Annotated in this window: 17 protein-coding genes; 8 read left to right on the forward strand and 9 right to left on the reverse strand. The window is 63.4% G+C overall.

Translation table 11 applies throughout. The features are described from left to right. Nucleotides 1-2: 2 nt before the first annotated feature. The gene (locus GTP55_RS18960) at nucleotides 3-299 is read left to right on the forward strand and encodes an RNA-binding protein (RefSeq protein ID WP_161046406.1); all 297 of its coding nucleotides are present in this window, start codon (nucleotides 3-5) and stop codon (nucleotides 297-299) included. On the opposite strand, the gene GTP55_RS18965 is transcribed toward GTP55_RS18960, so the two are convergent. Continuing rightward, nucleotides 296-1954, reverse strand: coding sequence for an FAD-dependent oxidoreductase (locus GTP55_RS18965; protein ID WP_161046407.1), 1659 nt, complete (start codon nucleotides 1952-1954; stop codon nucleotides 296-298). The genes GTP55_RS18960 and GTP55_RS18965 overlap by 4 nt on opposite strands. Before the next feature lie 106 nt (nucleotides 1955-2060). Here GTP55_RS18965 and GTP55_RS18970 point away from each other — a divergent pair, with 106 nt between their 5' ends. Continuing rightward, nucleotides 2061-2690: a 3-keto-disaccharide hydrolase gene (locus tag GTP55_RS18970; RefSeq protein ID WP_161046408.1), complete on the forward strand. Its 630-nt coding sequence runs from the start codon at nucleotides 2061-2063 to the stop codon at nucleotides 2688-2690. A gap of 19 nt (nucleotides 2691-2709) precedes the next feature. On the opposite strand, the gene GTP55_RS18975 is transcribed toward GTP55_RS18970, so the two are convergent. The 3 genes from GTP55_RS18975 to GTP55_RS18985 form a co-directional block, all read right to left on the reverse strand. Beyond that, nucleotides 2710-3453 (reverse strand): glycine-rich domain-containing protein, encoded by a 744-nt coding sequence (locus GTP55_RS18975; RefSeq protein ID WP_202423784.1) that lies wholly within the window; start codon nucleotides 3451-3453, stop codon nucleotides 2710-2712. 228 nt (nucleotides 3454-3681) lie between these two features. After that, entirely contained in the window at nucleotides 3682-6762 is a 3081-nt protein-coding gene (locus GTP55_RS18980; protein ID WP_229258043.1) for a di-heme oxidoredictase family protein, read from the reverse strand. A gap of 455 nt (nucleotides 6763-7217) precedes the next feature. Next, complete coding sequence (locus tag GTP55_RS18985) at nucleotides 7218-9188, reverse strand: peptidase U32 family protein (RefSeq protein WP_161046410.1); 1971 nt, start codon at nucleotides 9186-9188, stop codon at nucleotides 7218-7220. A 182-nt stretch (nucleotides 9189-9370) separates the two neighbouring features. Here GTP55_RS18985 and adhP point away from each other — a divergent pair, with 182 nt between their 5' ends. Together adhP and GTP55_RS18995 are read left to right on the forward strand one after the other, a co-directional pair. Beyond that, nucleotides 9371-10408, forward strand: a complete 1038-nt coding sequence (adhP, locus tag GTP55_RS18990) for an alcohol dehydrogenase AdhP (RefSeq protein ID WP_161046462.1) — start codon at nucleotides 9371-9373, stop codon at nucleotides 10406-10408. Nucleotides 10409-10559: 151 nt separating this feature from the next. Next, nucleotides 10560-11735 carry a tyrosine-type recombinase/integrase gene (locus tag GTP55_RS18995; protein WP_161046411.1) on the forward strand — a complete coding sequence of 392 codons (1176 nt, stop codon included), beginning with the start codon at nucleotides 10560-10562 and terminating at the stop codon, nucleotides 11733-11735. An 87-nt stretch (nucleotides 11736-11822) separates the two neighbouring features. On the opposite strand, the gene GTP55_RS30085 is transcribed toward GTP55_RS18995, so the two are convergent. The 3 genes from GTP55_RS30085 to GTP55_RS19005 all read right to left on the reverse strand — a co-directional run bounded on the left by GTP55_RS30085 (nucleotide 11823) and on the right by GTP55_RS19005 (nucleotide 13237). Continuing rightward, complete coding sequence (locus tag GTP55_RS30085; RefSeq protein ID WP_267876862.1) at nucleotides 11823-11957, reverse strand: response regulator; 135 nt, start codon at nucleotides 11955-11957, stop codon at nucleotides 11823-11825. A gap of 15 nt (nucleotides 11958-11972) precedes the next feature. Further along, a complete protein-coding gene (locus tag GTP55_RS19000; RefSeq protein WP_161046412.1) occupies nucleotides 11973-12320 on the reverse strand; it encodes a histidine kinase dimerization/phospho-acceptor domain-containing protein in 348 nt (115 codons plus the stop codon). An 83-nt stretch (nucleotides 12321-12403) separates the two neighbouring features. Beyond that, nucleotides 12404-13237 (reverse strand): HpcH/HpaI aldolase/citrate lyase family protein, encoded by an 834-nt coding sequence (locus GTP55_RS19005; protein WP_161046413.1) that lies wholly within the window; start codon nucleotides 13235-13237, stop codon nucleotides 12404-12406. Between the two features lie 119 nt (nucleotides 13238-13356). On the opposite strand from GTP55_RS19005, the gene GTP55_RS19010 reads away from it, so the two are divergent. Next, nucleotides 13357-13635, forward strand: coding sequence for a hypothetical protein (locus GTP55_RS19010; protein WP_161046414.1), 279 nt, complete (start codon nucleotides 13357-13359; stop codon nucleotides 13633-13635). Between the two features lie 8 nt (nucleotides 13636-13643). On the opposite strand, the gene GTP55_RS19015 is transcribed toward GTP55_RS19010, so the two are convergent. Continuing rightward, nucleotides 13644-14750 carry an S-(hydroxymethyl)glutathione dehydrogenase/class III alcohol dehydrogenase gene (locus tag GTP55_RS19015; protein WP_161046415.1) on the reverse strand — a complete coding sequence of 369 codons (1107 nt, stop codon included), beginning with the start codon at nucleotides 14748-14750 and terminating at the stop codon, nucleotides 13644-13646. A gap of 116 nt (nucleotides 14751-14866) precedes the next feature. Between GTP55_RS19015 and GTP55_RS19020 the strand changes: the two genes are divergently transcribed. The 3 genes from GTP55_RS19020 (at nucleotide 14867) to GTP55_RS19030 (ending at nucleotide 21368) form a co-directional block, all read left to right on the forward strand. After that, nucleotides 14867-15895 (forward strand): GlxA family transcriptional regulator, encoded by a 1029-nt coding sequence (locus GTP55_RS19020; protein WP_161046416.1) that lies wholly within the window; start codon nucleotides 14867-14869, stop codon nucleotides 15893-15895. Nucleotides 15896-15958: 63 nt separating this feature from the next. Beyond that, entirely contained in the window at nucleotides 15959-18325 is a 2367-nt protein-coding gene (locus GTP55_RS19025) for an acyl-CoA dehydrogenase (protein WP_161046417.1), read from the forward strand. 61 nt (nucleotides 18326-18386) lie between these two features. Further along, nucleotides 18387-21368, forward strand: coding sequence for a sensor histidine kinase (locus GTP55_RS19030; protein WP_161046418.1), 2982 nt, complete (start codon nucleotides 18387-18389; stop codon nucleotides 21366-21368). Here the strand turns inward: GTP55_RS19030 and GTP55_RS19035 are convergent. Next, nucleotides 21301-22134, reverse strand: a complete 834-nt coding sequence (locus tag GTP55_RS19035) for a ferritin-like domain-containing protein (protein WP_161046419.1) — start codon at nucleotides 22132-22134, stop codon at nucleotides 21301-21303. The two genes, GTP55_RS19030 and GTP55_RS19035, sit on opposite strands and share 68 nt — an antisense overlap. Between the last annotated feature and the right edge of the window lie 101 nt (nucleotides 22135-22235).

Here is a 22235-nt window from a genome sequence, read left to right on the forward strand (position 1 = left end):
CCATGCAAGTCATCTTGTCCGGATTGCACTGCGACGCGTGTGAAGACAGCGTCACGGAAGGGCTGAAGCCATTTTTCCACGTGAAGAACGTGAACATGATCCGCGAGGGGTTGGAGGACAATCCCTGGGCCTTGATCGAGGTACACGATTCGTATGAACACGTGTGGAACGTCTGTAACCAGCTGCGCGGCGTTTTCCATCGCGGTAAGAAGCTGCACTTTTATATTCCGCTGCACCAGGAAGACGTATTCCACGATTTCCACGAGCTGGCGCCGCATCAGCGCATCAATATCCTTTAGGCCCGGCTGGCCAGGAAGCCGTGGATCTGCGACACCACCGCTGCGCCTTCGCCCACACCCGCCGCTACCCGTTTGGTGGAGCGTGCGCGGACATCGCCAATCGCAAATACGCCCGGCACGCTGGTTTCCAGCGCCGCCCGCTCACTGCCCGGCGCAGCCACGTCGGAGCCAGTCAAAATAAAGCCTTTGTCATCTACCTGTACACCGCAGTCGCTTAGCCAGCCGGTGTTCGGCTCGGCGCCGATGAACAGGAACACGTGCTTGATGTTGTAGACCGTTTGTTCCTCGCTGCGATGGTTGCGCACTTCTACTTTCTCCAGACCTTCCTCGTCGCAGCCTTCCAGAGCGACGATTTCCGATTCCGTATGCAGTGTGATGTTGGGCGTGGCCGCAATGCGGTCGATCAGGTAGCTGGACATGGTGTCCGCCAGGCTGTCCCTGCGGATCAACATATGGACCCTGGAAGCGTGGCTGGCCAGATACACGGCCGCCTGGCCGGCCGAATTGCCGCCGCCGACCAGGATCACTTCATCGTTGGCGCACAGGCCTGCTTCCAGCGGCGAGGCCCAGTAGTACACGCCTTTGCCTTCGAACTGCTTGAGATTCGCCAGCGACGGACGGCGATAGCGCGCGCCGCAGGACAGCACCACGGCGCGGCCTTGCAGGTGCGTCAGGCTGCCGCACATTTCCACTTGCAGCGGATAGGTGTCGCACAGCAGGCGGCCGGCCGGCGCGGGAATCGCCATCTTGACGCCGAATTTTTGCGACTGCACGAAGGCGCGGCCGGCCAATGCAGCGCCCGAGATGCCGGTCGGGAAGCCGAGGTAGTTTTCGATGCGCGCGCTGGCTGCGGCCTGGCCGCCGTAGGCGCGGGTTTCCAGCACCAGCACCGACAGTCCTTCGGAGGCCGCGTACACGGCGGTGGCCAGGCCTGCGGGGCCGGCGCCGACCACGATCACGTCCCAGATCGTGTCGGGACTGAGCGGGGGCAGGGTGCCGAGGCAGCGGCCCAGGTCCACCACGGTTGGATTCATCCTGACGCCGCCATCCGGGCACACGGCCAGTGGCCAGTCGCTGGCTTCCGGCTGGTAGCGTTCGACCAGCGCGCGCGCCTGCTCGTCGCTGCGCGGGTCCAGCACGCGGTGGGGCAGGCCGTTACTGTTCAACCATCCCTGCAAGGCGTGCATGCGCGGGTGGCCGGGCGGGGCTACCAGCACTACGCCGCCGTCCTTGTTGTCCAGTTGTTCGACGCGGCGCAAGATGAAGGCGCGGACGATGCGCTCGCCCAGCTCCGCTTCGGCGATCAGCAGCGAGCGCAGTGCTTCGGTGGTCAGCGCCAATACTTCCACCTCGCCCACGGCGTGGCCGTTGACCAGTGACGGCGCGCCGGCCAGCTGGCTGATTTCGCCGGCGAACTCGCCCACGCCATGCTCGGTGATGACCGAGCTGTTGCCCAGACCATCGTAACGGCCAATGCGTATCGCGCCTTTCAGCACCACATACATGCCAAAGCTGCTGTGGCCTGCTTCGAACAGGCGCTCGCCGTCGCGGAAGCACATCAACGCACCGAAGCGCTGGATGCGTTTGATCTCGGCCGGCGCCAGTTTTGGCAGCGCTTGCGCGCTGCGGTTCTTGAAAGTGTCGTAGATCGTCATGATGCTAGTCTACCGCTAATCGACTGCGCACAACTACATTCTAAAGTGAGACTTTTGGCAGATCGTGGTTCGCATATACTGTACAAAAATTCATAAAGGAGACGGTGTGCGTAAATTAGCAAGTGCTGCGATATTGATGTTGGCCGCCCAGGGCGCCGGCGCGGTCGATCTGTTTAACGGCCGCGATTTCAGCGGCTGGGAACTGCAAACCACGCCATCGGCTACGGTTGCCGATGCTTTCCGCATGCTGCCGGATGGCGTGATCGCTTCGGCAGGCAAGCCGTCCGGCTTTCTCGCCACTACCGATAATTTCCGCAACTACACGCTGCACGTTGAATGGCGCTGGACCGGCAAACCGGGAAATAGCGGCGTGCTGCTGCACATCAGCCCCGGCGCGTTTGACAGGGTATGGCCGGTCAGCCTGCAAGTGCAGACCAAGAACGGCAACGCCGGCGACCTGCTGCCGATGGCGGCCGGCAGCTTCGCCGAGCCGCTGACCAGCAAGCCTGGCGCAGAAACCCGCATCAAGGCGCATACGGCGGCCGACAGCGAAAAGCCGGTGGGTGAATGGAATGCCTGCGACATCGTCAGCCGCGACGGCACGGTGGAGGTGACGGTCAATGGCGTGTTGCAGAATCGCGTGACGAACGTGTCACCGGCATCCGGCCGGATCGGCTTCCAGCTGGAAGGCACGCCGTACGAGTTGCGCCGCGTGGTGCTGACGCCGCTGGATTGAGATCTCAGCGGGGCGGCGCTTAGTCTCCGCCGCCACCTCCGCAACCACCGCCACCACACCCGCCGCCACAGCTGCTTCCTCCGCTGTCCCCGCCACCGTCGCTGCTATCGCCGCCGCCATCGCCCCAATCGGAGCCGCCATCGCTGCCGCCGCCACAGCCGGTGCTGGTATGTCCAAGGTCGCCGCCGCAGTAGGGCGCTGCGCTGCTACTGCCGTCCTGGCGCGGAAAGCCACTGCAATCCGGCACGTAGACGTAGCCATTGAGTATGCTGAATTTGGCGTCCAGCGCAAATAACAAGGGCAAGCGCGTGGGATTCTTCGGATTGATGTTCTCCTCATGGCAAGCGTAGTGCCAAGTGCGCCGGATGCCGGCGTTGTTGCGCTGTCCCTTGAGCAGCATGATGGCCGGTGAATGATGCAGGAACCGGCCGAACGCATGACGGCAAAACTTGTTGTATTCGCGGGTGTAGAGGATGAATTCGTGCCACAGGTCGTCGACCACTTGCGAGGGCATCGAGACGAATTGGCGCCCGCTTTTCAGGTGCGCCATAAAGAACTGACGAAGTCCTTGCGCTACCAGTTGGCAGTCCTTCTGCGTAAGATGCGGATGATGCTGGCGCAGCTTGTCGAAGAGGCCTGGTGGCAGGGAAAATTCCCGGATGTGCTGTTCTCGGCGAGCGCGCCGAGCGGTGCGCAGGTCCATCCATAAGATAGCGGATAGTCCAACCAATACGATGTAGGGAATGGACGCGGGAATGTTCACGCTGACACCTCGTTGACTATCTTGACGAGGGCAATTCTAGATCACGGGGCTGACGTAACCACTGGTGTTTGTCAAATTTCGTTCAGCCGCAGTGCTGATTGCGCCTGCGCAGGCGCAAAACCCCGGCGCCATGCACCCGGCCGTGATCAGCACCATCGTCAACGCCGCGCATTAAAAAAATGCCGGGCACTTCGCAGTGCCCGGCATCAAAGAACTACTAAGGATAAGTTACAGCGACTTCAGGAACGCCAGCAGCGCATCGCGGTCCGCTGCGGTCAGGTTTTCAAAGCGTTGACGCGATTTGGTCGCTTCGCCGCCGTGCCACATGATCGCCTCGGTCAGGTTGCGTGCGCGGCCGTCGTGCAGGTAGCCAGCTTTGCCTGCGGAACCCATCACGGTGTCCGAGTAGCCGATACCCCACAGCGGCGAGGTACGCCACATATTGCCCTTGGCCTGGCCTTCCACAAACTTGTCCGCCAGACCGGCGCCCATGTCGTGCAGCAGCAGGTCGGTGTACGGTTTGATGTTCTGGTTGCGCAGTTCCGCAAACAGGCTGCCGCTGCCGGTCTTCTGGTCTACCGTGTGGCAGGCAGCGCAACGCATGCCCTGGAACACCGTGCTGCCCTTGGCGATCTTGGCCGGATCCACATCCAGATCCTTCAGCGGCGACACGCCTTTCGGGAAACCGCTGGAGATCGCGCGCTGGGAAGGCACCGCCACCAGCGACAGATACTGGGTGATCAGCGTCAGTTCCGCTTCGCTCACGCCTTTTTGCGCGGCCGCCGACTTGCAGCCGGCAGGATCGGTCAGGCAGCTACGGTTAGGATACAGCGGCGATGTCACCGACATATCCTGTACCAGCGCAGCAGCAGCCTGGTGACGCAGGGTGGCCTTGGCAGCTTTCCAGCCGAAGCGGCCCAGACGCACGGCGCCGGTGTCCGGATCGAACACGTAGTTGGCGCTGCCTTTCACGCCGTCTTCATCCGGTGCGGTACGGACCTTGGCCAGGATGTCGGCTTCCGGAATGGCTTCCAGCAGGCCGACGCCCAGCATCGGCTGCGCCTGGCGCAGCGATACGGTGTCCGGCGTCGCGCTTTCGAAGGCCAATACCGGCTTGCGCAGTTCCACCGCCGTGCCATCCGCCAACTTGGCGATGCTGGAAACGAAACTGGCGACACGTACGCCCAGGCCCCAGTTCTGTGGCGCACCGGTCGACGATACCGCGTTCATCTGCACCGCCGTACCATATTGCGGATGCGGGGTTTGCACGCCATTGGCATCGGTCACCGCCACCCGCACGGTCATGTTGTCCAGACGCTGGTTGACAGCGATCGGCGCCGGGCTGCGGCCGTTGTTGACGTGGCAGCCGATACAGGCGGACTGGCCATAACGCTGGCCTTGCAGGCCGACGGCCGGATCGTAACGGTCATTGCCTGGCTCGTTGTGCATGCCGGTGGTGAAGTTGGTGTGCACCAGACGCCGGCCTTCGACGAAGCGCTGCATATTCTGCATGCCGACGTTGTTTTGCGGCTGCTGGAACATGTGGTCGCCGTTGTCGGCGTAATCATACGACACCGAACCGGTACCGCCTTGCAGGTACTGGTCTGGAATCGGCGTCGAATTCAGGCGCGGCTGGATGCCGTACCATGGACGCAGGCCCTGGCCGACTACATAGGTCCACTCGTTGGCGTAGTAGCGGAAGCCGCCGTTGTCGCCCTTGGCCTTCATCGCTGCCTCGACCGCAAACATCGATGGACCGGCTTCGATCACGTCGCCGACTTTAAGCGGGCGCGCATCGACGGCGGTGCCGTCCGGGAAACCGGCCGCGTTCAGGTGGTTATGACGCGGGTACTCCTTGATCAACAGCGTGCAACCGTTATTGATGCCGTTTGCCGAGTTGAGCTTGAAGTTGGCTGGGTAGGCGACCGGATCGCAAGGCTGGTTGTTGTCCTGCACGATCTCGCGGCCGACCATCCAGCCGTAGCCGGTGCTGCCCGGGTCGTCGAAGCGGCGGAAGAACACAGTGTTGCCGCGCAAGCCCTGGGTCTGGTGGTACTCGTTGAAGATCAGGGTCGGCTTGGTAACGCCGGCCACGCGGCTGTTGTCGATCATCTCCAGGCCCCAGGTGCGGTTCTTGAAGTAGTTCGCCACGAAGATCAGGTAAGCGCCCGGGCCTTTGTCCTGCGGCAGACCGGTGACCGGATCGACGGTGTCGTTGGGGCCGTAGCCGATTTCGTTCCAGTCCTCGCCGCGCTCGCGGCCATGACGGCCGACGCCGCGCGCGCCCCAGCGGGTGACGATGGTGCCGTCGGCCAGCGTGAACTGGGTCGATTCCAGCGGCTGCGCATAGCTCGGCAGCGGAATCAGGCCGGCGCCGCTGGCAGGGAAGGGGAAGGCCGAGGTGGTGGTGCCGGCCGCCAGGCTGTTGTCGCTGCCCGGAGTCTTGAACTCGACTTCAAACAGCGAATAACCGTACTGGGTGGCGCGCTGCACGCCTTGCAGCTGGATGTAGCGGGCGTTGACGCCGAGGTTGAAGAACTCCTCGGTGCCGCCCTGGCCGTTGGTGACACTGCGGATCACGGTCCAGCTCTGGCCGTCGTCCGACACGGCCAGGTTGTACTGCTTGCCGTAGGCGTTTTCCCAGGTCAGCTTCAGGTAGCCGATTTGCGTCTTGGCGCCGAAGTCGAATTGCAGCCACGCGCCATTGTCGGCGGCGCTGCTCCAGCGGGTATTGAGCTTGCCATCGACCGCCAGGTCGGCGGTGTTGGCGCCTTCCACTGGCGAGGAGGTCACCTTGACCGGCTTGATCGACACGCCCGGCTTGGTCACGTCGACCGGCACTTGCGGCGTGGTGGCCGGATCGTCCGGCAGGGTGCCGGTACCGGTGTCCGTGCTGCCGCCGGAGTAGGCGACGATCTCGAAGATCGAGTAGCCGTAGCCGGTGGAACGCTTGATGCCCAGCATGCGCAGATAGCGGCCCTGGCCGTTCAGGCCGGTCAGGTCCTCGACGCCGCCATTGCTGCCGGTGACGTGTTTGAGCGTGGTCCAGTTGGAATTATCGTCCGACACCTGCAGTTCATATTCGGTGGCGTGGGCGTTTTCCCAGTTGATGTGGACGCGGTTGATGGTCTGGGTCTGGCCGTAGTCCAGCGTCAGCCATTCGTTGTCGCTGAAGCCACTGCCCCAGCGCGTGCCGTCGTTGGTATCGATCGCAGCAGTGGCGCCGAGATCGCCTCGTTCGGCGGAGCTGGCGGTGGCGCCCACCGGTGTTAGCGCTACCTCCGCAACTGCCGCTTTCATCATGCTCATGGTGCGGGCATTTGGTGCGGTAGTGCTGTCACTGCTGCCGCCACACGCAGCTAGTGCCAGACTCAGTGCGATTGGTAGCGCTGTCCTAGAAAAAGTGTGAAAGCTTTCCAAAGAACGCTTTCTCTGTGGCAAGTTTGTCATGTATATCCCCTGGCTTTCGGCTGAAATGGAAAGATTGCCAACGGCACACCGCCGTAGCGACGCGCATTCTGCAACAAAAAAAGTTTTCGCTGCGCACGAATGATTCAAGTACTTGAATCCTATAATTGCTGCATGGCAATAGGCGTGAAGATAGCTTTGGTCCTATTGACTGTCAAGCTATTTGGACAACCATACAACAAAATCTTTTGGGGTATATCGATCAGCTGCCTGTTTTTAGGCAGACGCATGAAAGCCGCTCACAGAGGTACTGTGAGCGGCTTCTCCGGCGGCTGGCGTCGCAATTTAGGCAGGGATCAGGCGCGTGGGCGCTGGCGGTGGAAGGTAAGCGGGCTGTATGGAATGTTGGATGGCGGCGCCGACTTCAAGATACCCGGCTTCATCGCGCCGACCACGTGCATTTCGCACGGTTTGCAGTCGAATCGCAGGGTATAGGTCTCGTCGCCGCTGACCAGGGTCATCGGCTCGGCCTTGACCTGGCCCTGCACGCCTTGCACGCCCTTGGCCTGCTTTGGACACAGGTTGAACGAGAAACGCAGGCAGTGCTTGGTGATCATCAGCGGCACTTCGCCGGCTTCCTCATGCGACTCGTAGGCAGCGGCTATCAGTTGCACGCCGTGCCTGGTGTAGAAAGCGCGCGCTTTTTCGTTGTAGACGTTGGCCAGGTAGCTCAGCTGGGTATCCGGGTAGATCGCCAGCGGCTCGGCGGCCGGCTTGCGCGTCGGCCGCTCCCAGGCCGCCAGACGCACGGCCTCATGCGCCTCGATGGCGTCGCGCCGCAAAGCGTTGATGACGGCCGATGGCACAAACCACGGCTGCGACAGCTTCAGCGTGACGCTGTCGGCGCGGAACATGGTGTTGCCCAGTTTGCCCAGGCTGGCGCGCAGGCCGGCGTCGGCCTGCTCGGGGTTTTGCGCCGGTTGCAGCGCCAGGGCGGCGTTGGTGCTGCTCAGGTAGCCGTCTTCGTCGCACAGGTCCAGGCGCAGGCCGCCGTCCTGTTCGCTCAGCGTCAGGTGCAGGCCAACCTTGCGGTCGGACGATTTCTTGTTGAGCGTCGATTCCCACTGGCGGTCGCCATTGCGGTTGACCGACAGGCCGATGCGCAGGCCGGGGAGGGCGCTGATCGCCTCGTTCGGATAGACGCGCCACAGCTGGCCTTCCTCGCTGTCGCCGATTTTCTTGGCGGTGTTGGCCTGGATGCCGAAGGTCTCGCGCTTGTGCATGTAGTTCAGGCCGTCACCATTGGACATCGCCGCGTTGGTGACCATGTCGAAGTGGTCGGTGGCCAGACGAGTGATGGTGCCCAGCTCGACGCCGACATACTTCGGGCTGTCGAAGGCGCCGATTTCGTCCTGACGGCCGTTGGCGAAGTAATCGGTGTGGCCGCGGTGGAAGTTCTTGTCGATGTCCGGCGTAAACAGGATGCTGGTGGCGCCGCTGGCCGCGCGGGTAAATTCGGTGCGGCGCTCCAGGATTTCGTCGAGCAGCAGGCGGTAGTGGGCGGTGATGTTCTTCACATAGCCCATGTCCTTGTAGCGGCCCTCGATCTTGAACGAGCGGATGCCGGCGTCGATCAGCGCTTCCAGATTGCGGCTCTGGTCATTGTCCTTCATCGACAGCAGGTGCTTTTCGTAGGCCACGACGCGCCCCTTGTTGTCGCTCAGCGTGTACGGCAGGCGGCAGGCTTGCGAGCAGTCGCCGCGGTTGGCGCTGCGGCCGGTGTCGGCGTGCGAGATGTAGCACTGGCCCGAGTAGGCCACGCACAGCGCGCCGTGGATGAAGTATTCCAGCGGCGTGTCGACGTCGGCGTGGATCTTCTTGATCTGCTCGATGGTCAGCTCGCGCGCCAGCACCAGTTGCGAGAAGCCGACATCGCCGAGGAATTTGGCTTTTTCCATGGTGCGGATGTCGCACTGGGTACTGGCGTGCAGCTGGATCGGCGGCAGGTCCATTTCCAGCAAGCCCATGTCCTGCACGATCAGCGCGTCGACGCCGGCTTCGTACAGCTGCCAGATCTGCTTGCGGGCCGCGTCCAGCTCGGCGTCGTGCAGGATCGTGTTCAGCGTGACGAAAACGCGCGAGCGATAGCGGTGCGCGAATTCCACCAGGCTGGAGATCTCCTCGATCGAATTGCTGGCGTTGTGGCGCGCGCCGAAGGCCGGGCCGCCGATATAGACGGCGTCGGCGCCATGCAGGATGGCTTCACGGCCGATTTCGGCGGTTTTGGCGGGCGACAGCAGTTCAAGCTGGTGGGCTAGCAGGGTCATGGCGGCATTCCTTACGATTAAGGCGGGAATTATAGCGAAATCAAGGCCTTAAGTCATTGTCCGCATCGCTACAACGGTTTTAGACGACGCATTTTGATGTGGATCAATGTCAGAGCCGGTGGGGCTCACTATCGTGTCCCCATGCCACTCGTAACCGAATCGGAATCGCCAGGAGAAAAATGATGGGAAAAATGATGAAAGCCGCCGTGGTGCGCAGCTTCGGCCAGCCCCTGTACGTGGAAGATGCACCGGTGCCGACGCCCGGCGCTGGACAGGTGCTGGTGAAAATCGAAGCGTGCGGCGTGTGCCATACCGATCTGCATGCCGCCGAGGGCGATTGGCCGGTGAAGCCTAATCCGCCTTTCATCCCAGGCCATGAGGGCGTCGGGTATATCGCCGAAGTCGGGGCAGGGGTAAAGCATGTCAAGGCGGGCGACCGGGTTGGCATCCCGTGGCTGTACTCGGCCTGCGGCCATTGTCCGCATTGTCTGGGCGGATGGGAAACCTTGTGCGAGTCCCAGCAAAACACCGGGTACTCAGTCAACGGCGGCTTTGCCGAATTTGCACTGGCCGATGCCGATTACGTCGGCCACCTGCCCAAGAGCATCGGCTTCGTCGAGATCGCGCCGATACTGTGCGCCGGCGTGACGGTCTACAAGGGTTTGAAAGTAACCGACACCAAGCCGGGCGACTGGGTCGTTATCTCCGGCATCGGCGGACTGGGTCACATGGCGGTGCAATACGCCAAAGCGATGGGGCTGAATGTGGTCGCGGTCGATATCGACGACGCCAAACTGGCGCTGGCCAAGCGGCTCGGCGCGGCGCTGACCGTCAACGCCAGGACGGTCGATCCGGCGGCGTTCATCAGGAAGGAGATTGGTGGCGCCCATGGTGCGCTGGTCACGGCGGTCTCGCCCAAAGCCTTTGCACAGGCGGTCGGCATGGTGCGGCGGGGTGGTACGATTTCGCTCAATGGCTTGCCGCCGGGCGACTTTCCGATCTCGATCTTTGACATGGTGTTAAACGGCATTACCGTACGCGGCTCCATCGTCGGCACGCGGCTGGATCTGCAGGAAGCGCTGGCGTTCGCCGAGGAGGGCAAGGTACGGGCGACGGTGGCAACCGCCAGGCTGGACGACATCAACAGCGTGTTCGACCGCATGCGCGCGGGCGATATCGAAGGGCGGATCGTGCTGGATTTTGCAAACGCGCCGCAGTAACCGGCCGCGCCATCCCGGCAGCGCATCAGGTGGCGCTGCCGCCGGAGAGCATAACTTTTAATCGACATTACTACCTATATTGTCGATTAAAATAACTGTACGAGATACTGTATAATCCACTAGATATTCATACAGTATTTAGCGTTCAACAATGCCAGAAAAGAAATTTGACGTCATCAATCTGGACCCATTTCCCGCCCGCAGCGGCGGCGCGGCGGAACGCCGGCAGCGCGATACAGACGCCCTGCGCACGATTGCCGAAGATGCCATCACCGATGCCCGAACCGATAGTGAAATTGCAAGGGAATTCATCAGCCATGGTGAACTGGGCGAAAAATCGGTCGCCAACACCCAGAAAGAGCTGTTCCGGTTTTTAACCTGGTGCCGGGAAGAGGCGGGGAAAACCCTGCGTCAGCTGACCGTGGCCGATCTGAATGGCTACAAAGACTTCATCCGATCGCCGCCGCCGGACTGGATTTCCACCACCAAGTGGCCGCGAAACGATCCGCGCTACCGGCCGTTCAGCGGACCTTTGTCCGACGCCAGCCGGCGCCAGGCAATGATCGCCGTCAAAGGATTGTTTGCGTACGCCACTCAAACGGGCTATCTGCGGCGCGATCCGGCTGCACTGGTCAAGCACGTCAAGACCACCAGTGCCAGCCGCATCACGCGCTACCTGACGCCGGACGCGCTGGAATTGGCGCTCACAGTCGTTGCCACGCGCGCAGCATCGACGCCAGCGTCCATCCGCCGGCGCGAACGCGATCGTTTCCTGTTGACGGCCTACATCCACACCGGCGCGCGGCTGAGCGAAATCGTTGGCGCCAACATGGGCGCGTTCTACACCGAAGGCAACGGCCGCTGGTGGCTGGACGTGCTCGGCAAAGGCAACAAACCGCGCCGCTTGCCGGTACCGCCGGAAATGTTGGCCGCATTCCGCCAATACCGCGCCGCATTCGACTTGCTGCCGCAAACTGCGCGCAGCGACGCCACGCCGCTGGTATTGTCGAGCCGTGGACAATTACTGGTGCGCATCACGGACGAAGCCGCATCCGATGCGTTGAAGTCCATCTTTGCCGCCTCAGCGGCTGCAGCCGATCGATTGGGCGACGCCGACATGGCCGCGACATTTCGGCAAGCAACCGCGCACTGGCTGCGGCACAGCATGCTAACCAACCACGCCAATAACGGCGTGCAGCTGAAAACGTTGCAGGAGACTGCCGGCCACGCCAGCATCGCCACCACGGCAGCGTATCTTCACAAGACCGACAACGAGCGGCATGATGAGATTCTTGCTTCCGCCGGCATTGGTAAGGAATCCGCATAACTTCGCATAATTTATATTATGTAAAATTATCTATTGAAAACAGCCGGTGGACCAGTGCCGCCAGCGCACTGGCTGGCGGACGGCGACCTACCCGGCCAACTCCTTTTGCAGAGCCTTGGCGATATCGGTGATCGAAACCGGCTTGGTCAAGTGATAATCGAAGCCAGCCTCTTTGGATAGCGACCGGTCCGCCGCCGTTCCACAGCCGGTGATCGCGACCATCACGGTGTTCATCGGTCAGGCGATGCGCATCAAATCCAGCGCGGTCCGGATCGTGGCCAGCGGATTTCTGAGTTCATGCGCCAACGTCGCCAGGAACTCGCTTTGACGGCGGCGCGCGGCCTGCAGGTCTTTGGCCAGCCGGGCACGCTCGTCCTCATTTTTTCGAGGCTCGGCGATGTCGACGGCCAACCCGGCAAAGCGTTTGGCGCCGCCTTCCTCGTCGTCGAATAATCGCCCCTTGGCGTGACCTAGATGTCTCCCCGAAAGCTGCGGTATCCGATAGTCCGCCTCGTACAGCTCGCCCGCGGCGATGGAGGTGCTAATGGCTTCGAGCACGCGCGCGCGGTCATCCGAGGGGATCATATGTCTCCGGGTACCACGACCAGGTGCCGATATTGCCCGAGGCATCGAGCAACAGCTGCAACCGGTCTTCGCTCTGGCGCAGTTCAGCGCGCAATCCTGCGCCGGGCGTCCTCGATGATACGTTGCGCTGTGAGCACCATGGGCCGGTCGATCAGGCGACCATCCAGCGCTACTGCCCCGCCCCGCGCGCGCTCGGCGGCTTCCAGCACCCGGTTCGCCCAGCGTAGTTCGTTTTCGGAGGGCACGAAGGTGCGATTGACGATCGGCACCTGGTTGGGGTGAATACAGAGTTTGCCGCCGAAGCCGAGGCGCTTGGTGTAGGCCGCATCGCGCGCAATCTTGTCCAGGTCGTCAATCTCGGTGGTGACGCCATCCACCGGACTCAGCAATCCAGCGATCCGGGAGGCCAGCACGACTTGCGAGCGGAAAAACAGCAGCTCATCCTCATCGCCGTCGATGCCCATGTCGTGCTTGAAGTCGATCGCGCCAAATAGCAGCCGTTGCACCCTGGGCGCCCTGGCCAGTTCGGCGATGCGTGAGAAACCAAGTGCCGTCTCGACCAGCGGATACACCGGCGCGCCAGCCGAGGCGCTGGCGATATCGTCGGCGCGCTCGGCCTTCGGCAGCACGATGCCGGCGATGTCGGGGCGGCGGCACACCCGCAAGTCCTCGCCAAAACAGCCCGAATTAACGCAGTTGACCTTGACCAGGATGGGCACCTGGTTGGCGTGCGCCTCGGCGCTGTCGAGCCAGTTGGTCAGGCTGTTGCGGCCGGCGGTCTTGTCGCCGGCTCCTACTGCATCTTCGAGGTCGATGATGACAGCGTTGGCGCCGGAGGCCACTGCCTTGGAAAATCGCTCCGGGCGATTGGCGGGAACAAACAGGTAGGAATGAACGAACGGCGAGGCGGTAGTCATGGAACGCTCCCAGGGTGGAATGTATCCATACCTTACCTCAAAGTTAAAAACGATGCGTTCAAGCAGTAAGAGGGTTAGAATTCCCGTTACGCGTTACTTTATTTGACCGATCAACTCAGATGACAGAAAACAAAAAACGTGGCCGCCCGGTGACCGGCCATGCGATGAGCAGCGCCGAGCGGCAGAAGGCCTACCGCGACCGCAAGCGCGCAGAAAAAACCGCCATCGCCAATTCCCGTAACGCGTTACAGGAATCGCCAGACGACGGCTCGCCGCGCCGCCTGCTGGCGGAACTGGACCGGGCCCGGCGCACCGTCGAACGGCTCACCGGGGAAAACCAGGATTTGCAGGAGCAGCTCAGGCTGGCCCAAGCCCGGACCAAAAAACGTAACGCGTAACGAAAATGCTAGTACAGCACCACGGAACGGATCGACTCGCCGCTTTTCATCAGATCGAAGCCTTCGTTGATGCGGTCCAGCGGCAGGCGGTGGGTGATCAGGTCGTCGATGTTGAGCTTGCCTTCCATATACCAGTCGACAATCTTCGGCACGTCGGTACGACCACGGGCGCCGCCGAAGGCTGAGCCTTTCCATTCGCGACCGGTAACCAGCTGGAACGGACGGGTTGATATCTCCTGCCCCGCCGCCGCCACGCCGATGATGAACGACTGGCCCCAGCCCTTGTGCGTGCACTCCAGCGCCTGGCGCATCAGCGTGGTGTTGCCGACGCACTCGAAGCTGTAGTCGGCGCCGCCGTCGGTCAGCTGAACGATCTGGTCGACCACGTTCTCGGCCTCGTTCGGATTGATGAAATGGGTCATGCCGAACTTGCGCGCCATTTCCTGGCGGGCCGGATTGATATCGACGCCGATGATCTTGTCCGCGCCCACCATCTTGGCCGCCTGGATCACGTTCAACCCAATGCCGCCCAGGCCGAACACCACCACATTGGCGCCCGCCTCGACCTTGGCCGAGAACAGCACGGCGCCCACGCCGGTGGTGACGCCGCAACCGATGTAGCAGACTTTATCGAACGGCGCATCCGAGCGGATCTTGGCCAGCGCAATCTCCGGCACCACGATGTAGTTGGAAAAGGTGGACGTGCCCATGTAGTGGAACAGCGGCTTGCCGTCCAGCGAGAAGCGGCTGGTGGCGTCAGGCATCAGGCCGCGGCCCTGGGTCGAGCGGATCGCCTGGCACAGGTTGGTCTTGCGCGACAGGCAGAATTTGCACTGGCGGCATTCCGGCGTGTACAGCGGAATGACGTGGTCGTCTTTCTTCAGCGTGGTCACGCCGGCACCGACGTCAACTACCACACCGGCGCCTTCGTGCCCGAGGATGGCCGGGAACAGGCCTTCCGGATCGGCGCCGGACAGGGTGTAGTAATCGGTATGGCAAATGCCGGTGGCTTTCAGCTCGACCAGCACCTCGCCCGCGCGCGGGCCAGCCAGGTCAACTTCTTCGATGGTCAGCGGCGCGCCGGCGCGCCATGCAACTGCTGCTTTGGTTTTCATGCGGGCTCCCGTTAAAAGATGGCAGCATTGTGCAGGCGGTCACGCCGCCCGTGGTCGCCCACGCATCAGAATGGCAGGAATTGGTACAATAATGACCGGATTTTTCTCACTGCCCTATGAATTCATCTTCATCCCAGCCGCCGATCACGGTCGATATCGTGGTCTACCCGGGCTTTAAAGCGATGGAGGCCATCGGCCCGATGTCGGTCTTTGAATACGCCAACCTGCATTTGCAACGGCGCGGCAAAGCGCCCGGCTATGATGTCCGCATTGCCTCCGCCAAAACCGGCATGGTGCGCTCCGATACCCTGATGGCGCTGGAAGCAACCAAGGCATTGAGTCCGCTGGCGCTGCCGGACAACGCCATCATCGTCGGCGCGCGCCATATTCAACAGGCGCTGGTCGACAGCGCCGCCATCACCGAATGGGTGGCAGCGGTCGCGGCGCGCATTCCGCGCCTGGCTTCCTTGTGCTCGGGCGCCTTCTTCCTGGCGGCGGCCGGCGTGTTGGACGGCAAGCGCGCCACCACCCACTGGAGCGTGGCCGAGCGCCTGAAGGCGGCTTATCCGGCGATTGAGGTCGACGCCGACGCCATTTTCATTCGCGCGGACAATGTGTGGACCTCGGCCGGCGTCACCGCCGGCATCGATCTCGCGCTGGCGCTGGTGGAAGAAGACTACGGCCGCGACCTGGCGCTGGAAGTGGCGACCGAAATGGTGGTCTACCTGAAGCGGCCGGGTGGCCAGTCACAATTCAGCTCCCATCTGCTGAGCGAGCGCACCACCCGCCCCAACATCCGCGCATTGCAAAACTGGATACTGGACAACCTGCACGAACGCCTGTCGGTCGCGCAGCTGGCGCAAAAAGCCATGATGAGCGAGCGCCACTTTGCCCGTGTGTTCCAGCAGGAGGTCGGCCTGAGCACGCAGGAGTTCATCGAGATGTGCCGTTTCGAACGCGCCACCCAGCTGCTGGCCGACCTCGATCTGGCCTTGAAAGCCGTGGCGGCGCGCGCCTGCTTCAGCGACGAGGCGCATATGCGCCGGGTTTTCATCAAAAAGCTGGGCATTACGCCGAAAGTCTATCGCGAACGGTTCGCCACCACCGGCATCGGGCGGGCGTCCGCCGCCCCCGACGAATTATGAGCGCAACCGTACAGTAAGGCGCTGGTCGCTGGGTTATCTTCCGCCTAACTAGAGGAGATCACCATGATGCTATGGATACTTGCGGCCGTCGTCGTCGCCATTACTGTACTGCTTGCTTACGCCCCGCTGCGGCGCAGCCTGATCACGCCGCGGATCTATGCGCTGTTCAAGCGTATCCTGCCGCCGATGTCCGATACCGAGCGCGACGCGCTGGAAGCCGGCACCACCTGGTGGGACGCCGACCTGTTCTCCGGCCGGCCGGACTGGAACAAGTTCATGGCGCTCAAGCGCCCCACCCTCACCGCCGAGGAACAGGCGTTCCTGGACAATGAAGTGCGCCAGCTGTGCGAGATGGTGGATGACTGGGAAGCCACCCAGGTCTGGCAAGGCCTGCCGGCGCCGGCCTGGCAATTTGCCCGCGACAAGGGCTTCCTCGGCATGATCATTCCCAAGCACTACGGCGGCAAGGCCTTCTCGGCCTATATGCATTCGCAAGTGGTGATGATGCTGTCGACGCGCTGCTCGGCGCTGGCGGTGCAGGTGATGGTGCCCAATTCGCTGGGGCCGGCCGAACTGTTGCTGCATTACGGCACCGACCAGCAAAAGGATTACTACCTGCCGCGCCTGGCCAAAGGCGAGGAAATCCCCTGCTTCGCGCTGACCAGCCCGTACGCCGGCTCGGACGCCGCCGCCATTCCGGACACCGGCGTGGTCTGCATGGGCGAGCATGAAGGCCGCGAGGTGCTGGGCTTGCGCATCACGTGGAACAAGCGCTACATCACGCTGGGACCGATTGCCACGCTGCTCGGCCTGGCCTTCCGGGTTACCGATCCGGACCAGCTGTTGCCGGCCGACGCCAAACCCGGCATCACCTGCGCGCTGATCCCGACCACCCATCCGGGCGTCGTGATCGGCCGCCGCCACTGGCCGCTGAACGCCGTGTTCCAGAACGGTCCGACCAGCGGCAAGGATGTCTTCATTCCGATGGAGTGGATCATCGGCGGTCCGCAGCAAATCGGCAAAGGCTGGCGCATGCTGATGGAATGCCTGGCCGCCGGCCGCGCCATTTCGCTGCCCTCGGCCAGCGTCGGCACGGCCAAGCTGGCGGTGCGCGGCACCAGCGCGTATTGCGCGATCCGCCGTCAGTTCAACACCGCGATCGGTAAATTTGAAGGCGTGCAGGAAGCGCTGGCGCGCATGGGCGCCAATCTGTACATGATGGATGCGGCGCGCAAGCTGTCGGCGCTGGCCGTTGATCTCGGGGAAAAGCCGGCTGTCATCTCGGCCATCGCCAAATACCATGTGACCGAGCGCGGCCGCGCGGTGGTCAACGACGGTATGGATATCCTGGGCGGCAAAGGCATCTGCATGGGGCCGTCCAACTTCCTGGCGCGCGCGTATCAGCAGATTCCGATCGCCATCACGGTGGAAGGCGCCAATATTCTCACGCGTTGCCTGATCATCTTCGGCCAGGGCGCGATTCGCTCCCATCCTTACGTGCTGAAGGAAATGCGCTCCACCGCCGACGCCGATCAACGCCAGGGCCTGATCGATTTCGACGCCGCCTTCTTCGGCCACATGCGCTTCACGTTTGGCAATGCCTTCCGTTCGCTGTGGTACAGCCTGACCGGCGCCATGACCGCACCGGTGCCGCAACGCGCGTCGCGCGAGATGGCCAGCTATTACCGTGCGGTGGGCCGTCTGTCGACCGCCTTCGCGCTGATGACTGATTTGTCGATGTTCACGCTGGGTGGCGACCTGAAACGGCGCGAACGCATCTCGTCGCGCCTGGGCGACGTGCTGTCGATGCTGTACCTGATCAGCGCCACGCTGAAACGCTATGAGGATGACGGCCATCAGGAAGCCGATGCGCCGTATGCCCACTGGTCGATCCAGGATGCGCTCGACAAGGCGCAGATCGCGCTGGTCGGCGTGCTGGACAACTTCCCCAGCCGCCCGGCGGCCTGGCTGGCGCGGCTGCTGGTGTTCCCGTTCGGCCTGCCGTATGCGGCGCCGTCCGACCGCATCGGCGCGCAAGTGGCGACGGCGATGCAAACCCACGGCGATTCCCGCGAACGGCTGCTGGCCGACACCTTCCTGGCCGACGACCTGCGCGATCCGGTCGCCTGCGGCGAACTGGCGTTCGGTTTGCTGAGCATGGTGGATGGCATCGAGCACCGTCTGAAACCCGCCATCAAATCCGGCCAGCTGCCGCCGATACCGCAAAGCCTGCCGGAGATGGAACACTGGATCACCAACGCCGCCTCCCAAGGACTGATGACGCCGGAAGAACGGCGCGCGATGTCGGACTTTGCCCGCTACACCGACCTGTCGGTGCATGTGGACGACTTCCCGCCCGACCTCAACGCGGCGGCCGACGCCGAACAGCGCCGCCGCATGGCGCCGCAAGCGCAAGCAGAGACGGCCTGAGTTGCTTTAGAATAAGCCCCTTTGCGGCAGCATTGCTGCGACTGCTTACGCATAGGGCCTTATGTTTTTCCGATCCGCGCTGTTTGGTTTCCTCGTTTTCCTGTTCTCTACTGTCGCCGCCGCGCCCCAGCGGCCGTATTGGCATACCAGCATGGTGCATGCCGCCTGGACCAAGCGCGACGGCGCACCCGCGGCCGTGTTCGACATGGCGCAGGACCAGCGCGGCATGCTGTGGTTCACCGCCACCGACGGCATCTACCGTTTTGACGGCGTGCGCTTCGAGCGCACCACGGCGATTGACGGTAACCCGCTGCGCTCGTCCAATACCAGCGGCATGCTGGCGGTCGGCACGGCGCTGTGGATCGGCTATAACTTCGGCGGTGTCAGCGTCTTCGACCAGGGCAAGGTGCGCCACTATGGGGCGGCGGAAGGGCTGCCGGAACGCAGCGTGTATCGCATCGAGCGCAACGGCAATGGCGTGATGTGGATCGCCAGCAGCGCCGGCCTGTATTGGCTGGACGGCGCGCGCTGGCGCCATGTGGAACCGGAGGATGGCCTGCCATCCGGCGATTTCCATTACTTCACGGCGCTGCCGGACGGCAGCATCCTGGCCTACCACCCGCAAGGCCTGTATCGCAGCAGTGCCAATGGCCATCAATTCCATCTGGTGTCGAAGGACAAGCAGATCGAAATCGGCCACCTGCTGCCGAACGGCGATGTGCTGGCGGTCAGTGTCGATCATCGGCTGTACCGCTACACGCCGCGCGACGACAAGTTCCAGGCCGTGAATTTGCCGGGTGGCGAGCAGCCGTTCGGGGTGTTTGTCGACCATCGCGGCGGCATCTGGATCAATACCGATGACGGCGTCAAGCTGCTGGGCCGGGATTTGCGCGTCCAACGCACCTTCCTGGCGCCGCAAAACCTCAGTGGCAAGCTGATCTACAGCATGCTGGAAGACCGTGAAGGCAATGTCTGGCTGACCACCGAAAACGGCGTCGACCGTATCCGCGAGTCGCGCCTGACCGCCATTTCCCTGCCGCCGCGCATGTTCAGCGGTTTGAGCGTGCGCGCCGACCGCAACGGCACCGTCTGGATCGGCAATTACCAGACCACCGGCAATTACGAATTGCACAGCTTTGGCCTGCATGCCGACGGTAGCCGCGAGGCCACGCCGCTGACCAACATCACCGCCACGGCGCGCGCGCCGGATGGCAGCGTCTGGTTCGGCAACGCCGAGCAGATCTGGCACCGGGAAGACGGCCGCTGGCGTAGTTGGCCCTTGCCGCCTGGGTTGCGCGGTCATGAGGTGCAGGCGTTGGCGATGGACCGCGCCGGCCGCCTGTGGGTATCGGTGCTGCGCAAGGGCGTGCATGTGCTGCATGAAGGCCAGTGGCAGGCCGGCGGCGGACATGCCGAGCTGGCGCCGCGCACCGCCGTGTCACTGTATGCGGATCCGCAAGGCGCGGTCTGGATCGGCTATCCCGGCAATCACCTGGCGCTGGTGCAAGGCGATGCGGTGCGCCAGTTTGGTCCCGAGGATGGGCTGGCGGTGGGCAACGTCACGGTCATGGACAGTGGCGCCGGCCATCTATGGGTCGGCGGCGACCAGGGCGTGGCCGTGCTCGCCGGTGGCCGTTTCACCGCCCTGTCGGACGCTGCCGGCGCGCGCATGAACGGCGTCTCCGGGCTGGTCGCGTCCAGCGACGGCGGCCTGTGGCTGCATGGCGCCGACGGCCTGATCCGTATCACCGCGCCGGCGCTGAAGGCTGCGCTGGCCGGGGGCGGCCAGCGGCTGCGGGCCGAGCACTTTGATTACCTGGATGGCCACGAAGGCAAACCGGCGCAGTTGCGGCCGCTGTCGGCGTTGACGGAGGCGCCCGACGGCCGGCTGTGGTACGCCACCACCGGCAGCGTCGGCTGGATCGATCCGGCCCGCATCGACAGCAATCCGCTGCCGCCGGCGCCGCAGATTACCGCCTTGCGCACCGACCTCCAGGGCTATTTCCCGCAATCGGGCCTGGTGCTGCCACAGCGCACCACCAACCTGGAACTGGATTTTACGGCGGCGGCACTGTCGATCCCGGAGCGGGTGCGGTTCCGCTACCGTCTGGTGGGACTGGAATCGGGGTGGCGTGACGCCGGCGCCCGCCGCACCGCGTTCTACACCAATCTGAGCCCGGGCCAGTACCGGTTTGAAGTCAGCGCCATGAATGAAGATGGGGTCTGGAGTACCACGCCGGGCGTCCTCGCCTTCAGCATCACGCCGGCATTCACGCAAACCCTGTGGTTCAAGGCGATGTGCGGGCTGGTGGTGTTGGGGGCGCTGTATCTGCTGTACTGCTGGCGGTTGGCGCTGGCGACGCGGCGGATGGCGGAACGCATGGGGGAACGCCGCCGCGAGCGCGAACGCATCGCCCGCACCCTGCACGATAATTTCCTGCAAAGCGTGCAGACCTTGATGATCTTCTTCTCGCAGGTGAAGAAGGGCTTGTCGCCCACCGATCCGGCGCAAAAGCGCATCGACGCCGCGCTGGACGCGGCCGATCTGGTGCTCAACGAAGGCCGCTCGCAAGTCCACGAACTGCGCAGCAATACCCTGCAGGAAGAACTCGATAGCGCATTGGCCGGCGTCGGCCAGGCGCTGGCTGAGCAGCACGGGGTGCGCTTCGCGCTGGAGGTGACCGGCGCGCCGGCGCCGTTACGCGAGGAAATTGCGGCAGAAGCCTATGCGATTGCCCGCGAGGCCATGCTCAACGCCTTCCGGCATGCCAACAGCGACGACGTCAGGGTCACGCTGGCCTACACGCGCAAGCATCTTGTGCTGACGGTCGCCGACCGGGGCCAGGGGCTGAGCGCCGAGGTGCTGGCCGCCGGCGAACGTCCCGGCCACTGGGGCTTGCCGGGCATGCGCGAGCGTGCCGAGAGCGTTGGCGGCACGCTGGCCGTGCACAGTGCGGCCGGCGCCGGCACCCGGATTATTTTGCGTCTGCCGGGGCGGCGCGCGTACCGGCGCGGACCAGCATCTGCAATTCCGCCTCAGTGAAGCCGGCCTGGCGGCGCGCTTCCAGATTGAACGGGCCGCGTGGCGTCGGCGCCTTGTATTGGGCCGCCAGCGCGGTGTAGGCCGGGATCAGCTCCAGCCCGCGCAGGCGGCACAGGTAGCCGTACCAGCGATTGCCGATCTCGACATGGCCGATCTCGTCGCGCAGGATGATGTCGAGGATGGCGGCGGCTTGCTGGTCCCCTGCCTGGGCCAGCTTGGCGCGCAGCGGCGGGTTGGCGTCGAGCCCGCGCGCTTCGAGCGTGCGCGGCACCAGCGCCATGCGCGCCAGCACGTCGTCGCTGGTCTTGGCCACCATCTCCCACAGGCTGTCGTGGGCCAGGAACTGGCCGTAGCCATAGCCCAGCCGCTGCAAATGTTCTTCCAGCAGCGAAAAATGGTAAGCCTCTTCCCTGGCGACCTGCAGCCAGTCGGTGTAGTAAGCGGCCGGCATGCCGGCAAAGCGCCAGATCGCATCCAGGGCCAGATTGATGGCGTTGAATTCGATGTGCGCCAGTGCGTGGATCAGCATGGCGCGGCCTTCCGGCGTATTCATGGCGCGCCGTCCCACTTGCAGCGGCGGCACCAGCTCAGGCCGCACGGGCCGGCCGGGTATTTCCGACGTTGAGGTCAGCTGCGCCGCCGGATCCGGCAGGCAAACGCCCTGTTCCGATGCGGTCGACAACGCAGACACCGCCGCCACCTTGGCCGCCGGATCGGACTCGGTCAGGCATTGCAGCGCGTGGGCGCGGAGTTCGGCAGCAGTCATACGGATCTTCCAAATTGCGAGGGCGGTAGTGTAGCACTTTGGTTCTTCAAGAACTAATCCCTGTCCTACACCCACACTGCACGCGCACCGATACCTCAACC

Origin of the sequence: Duganella margarita (genome assembly GCF_009857535.1) — a bacterium.
GTDB lineage: Bacteria > Pseudomonadota > Gammaproteobacteria > Burkholderiales > Burkholderiaceae_D > Rugamonas > Rugamonas margarita.

What these genes read in the sequence shown, in the direction of transcription:
- GTP55_RS18960 (WP_161046406.1), top strand. Translation starts at nt 3, where the DNA reads ATGCAAGTCATCTTGTCCGGATTGCACTGCGACGCGTGTGAAGACAGC.
- GTP55_RS18965 (WP_161046407.1), bottom strand. Translation starts at nt 1,954, where the DNA reads ATGACGATCTACGACACTTTCAAGAACCGCAGCGCGCAAGCGCTGCCA.
- GTP55_RS18980 (WP_229258043.1), bottom strand. Translation starts at nt 6,762, where the DNA reads ATGAGCATGATGAAAGCGGCAGTTGCGGAGGTAGCGCTAACACCGGTG.
- GTP55_RS18985 (WP_161046410.1), bottom strand. Translation starts at nt 9,188, where the DNA reads ATGACCCTGCTAGCCCACCAGCTTGAACTGCTGTCGCCCGCCAAAACC.
- adhP (WP_161046462.1), top strand. Translation starts at nt 9,371, where the DNA reads ATGGGAAAAATGATGAAAGCCGCCGTGGTGCGCAGCTTCGGCCAGCCC.
- GTP55_RS18995 (WP_161046411.1), top strand. Translation starts at nt 10,560, where the DNA reads ATGCCAGAAAAGAAATTTGACGTCATCAATCTGGACCCATTTCCCGCC.
- GTP55_RS30085 (WP_267876862.1), bottom strand. Translation starts at nt 11,957, where the DNA reads ATGGTCGCGATCACCGGCTGTGGAACGGCGGCGGACCGGTCGCTATCC.
- GTP55_RS19000 (WP_161046412.1), bottom strand. Translation starts at nt 12,320, where the DNA reads ATGATCCCCTCGGATGACCGCGCGCGCGTGCTCGAAGCCATTAGCACC.
- GTP55_RS19005 (WP_161046413.1), bottom strand. Translation starts at nt 13,237, where the DNA reads ATGACTACCGCCTCGCCGTTCGTTCATTCCTACCTGTTTGTTCCCGCC.
- GTP55_RS19010 (WP_161046414.1), top strand. Translation starts at nt 13,357, where the DNA reads ATGACAGAAAACAAAAAACGTGGCCGCCCGGTGACCGGCCATGCGATG.
- GTP55_RS19015 (WP_161046415.1), bottom strand. Translation starts at nt 14,750, where the DNA reads ATGAAAACCAAAGCAGCAGTTGCATGGCGCGCCGGCGCGCCGCTGACC.
- GTP55_RS19020 (WP_161046416.1), top strand. Translation starts at nt 14,867, where the DNA reads ATGAATTCATCTTCATCCCAGCCGCCGATCACGGTCGATATCGTGGTC.
- GTP55_RS19025 (WP_161046417.1), top strand. Translation starts at nt 15,959, where the DNA reads ATGATGCTATGGATACTTGCGGCCGTCGTCGTCGCCATTACTGTACTG.
- GTP55_RS19030 (WP_161046418.1), top strand. Translation starts at nt 18,387, where the DNA reads ATGTTTTTCCGATCCGCGCTGTTTGGTTTCCTCGTTTTCCTGTTCTCT.
- GTP55_RS19035 (WP_161046419.1), bottom strand. Translation starts at nt 22,134, where the DNA reads ATGACTGCTGCCGAACTCCGCGCCCACGCGCTGCAATGCCTGACCGAG.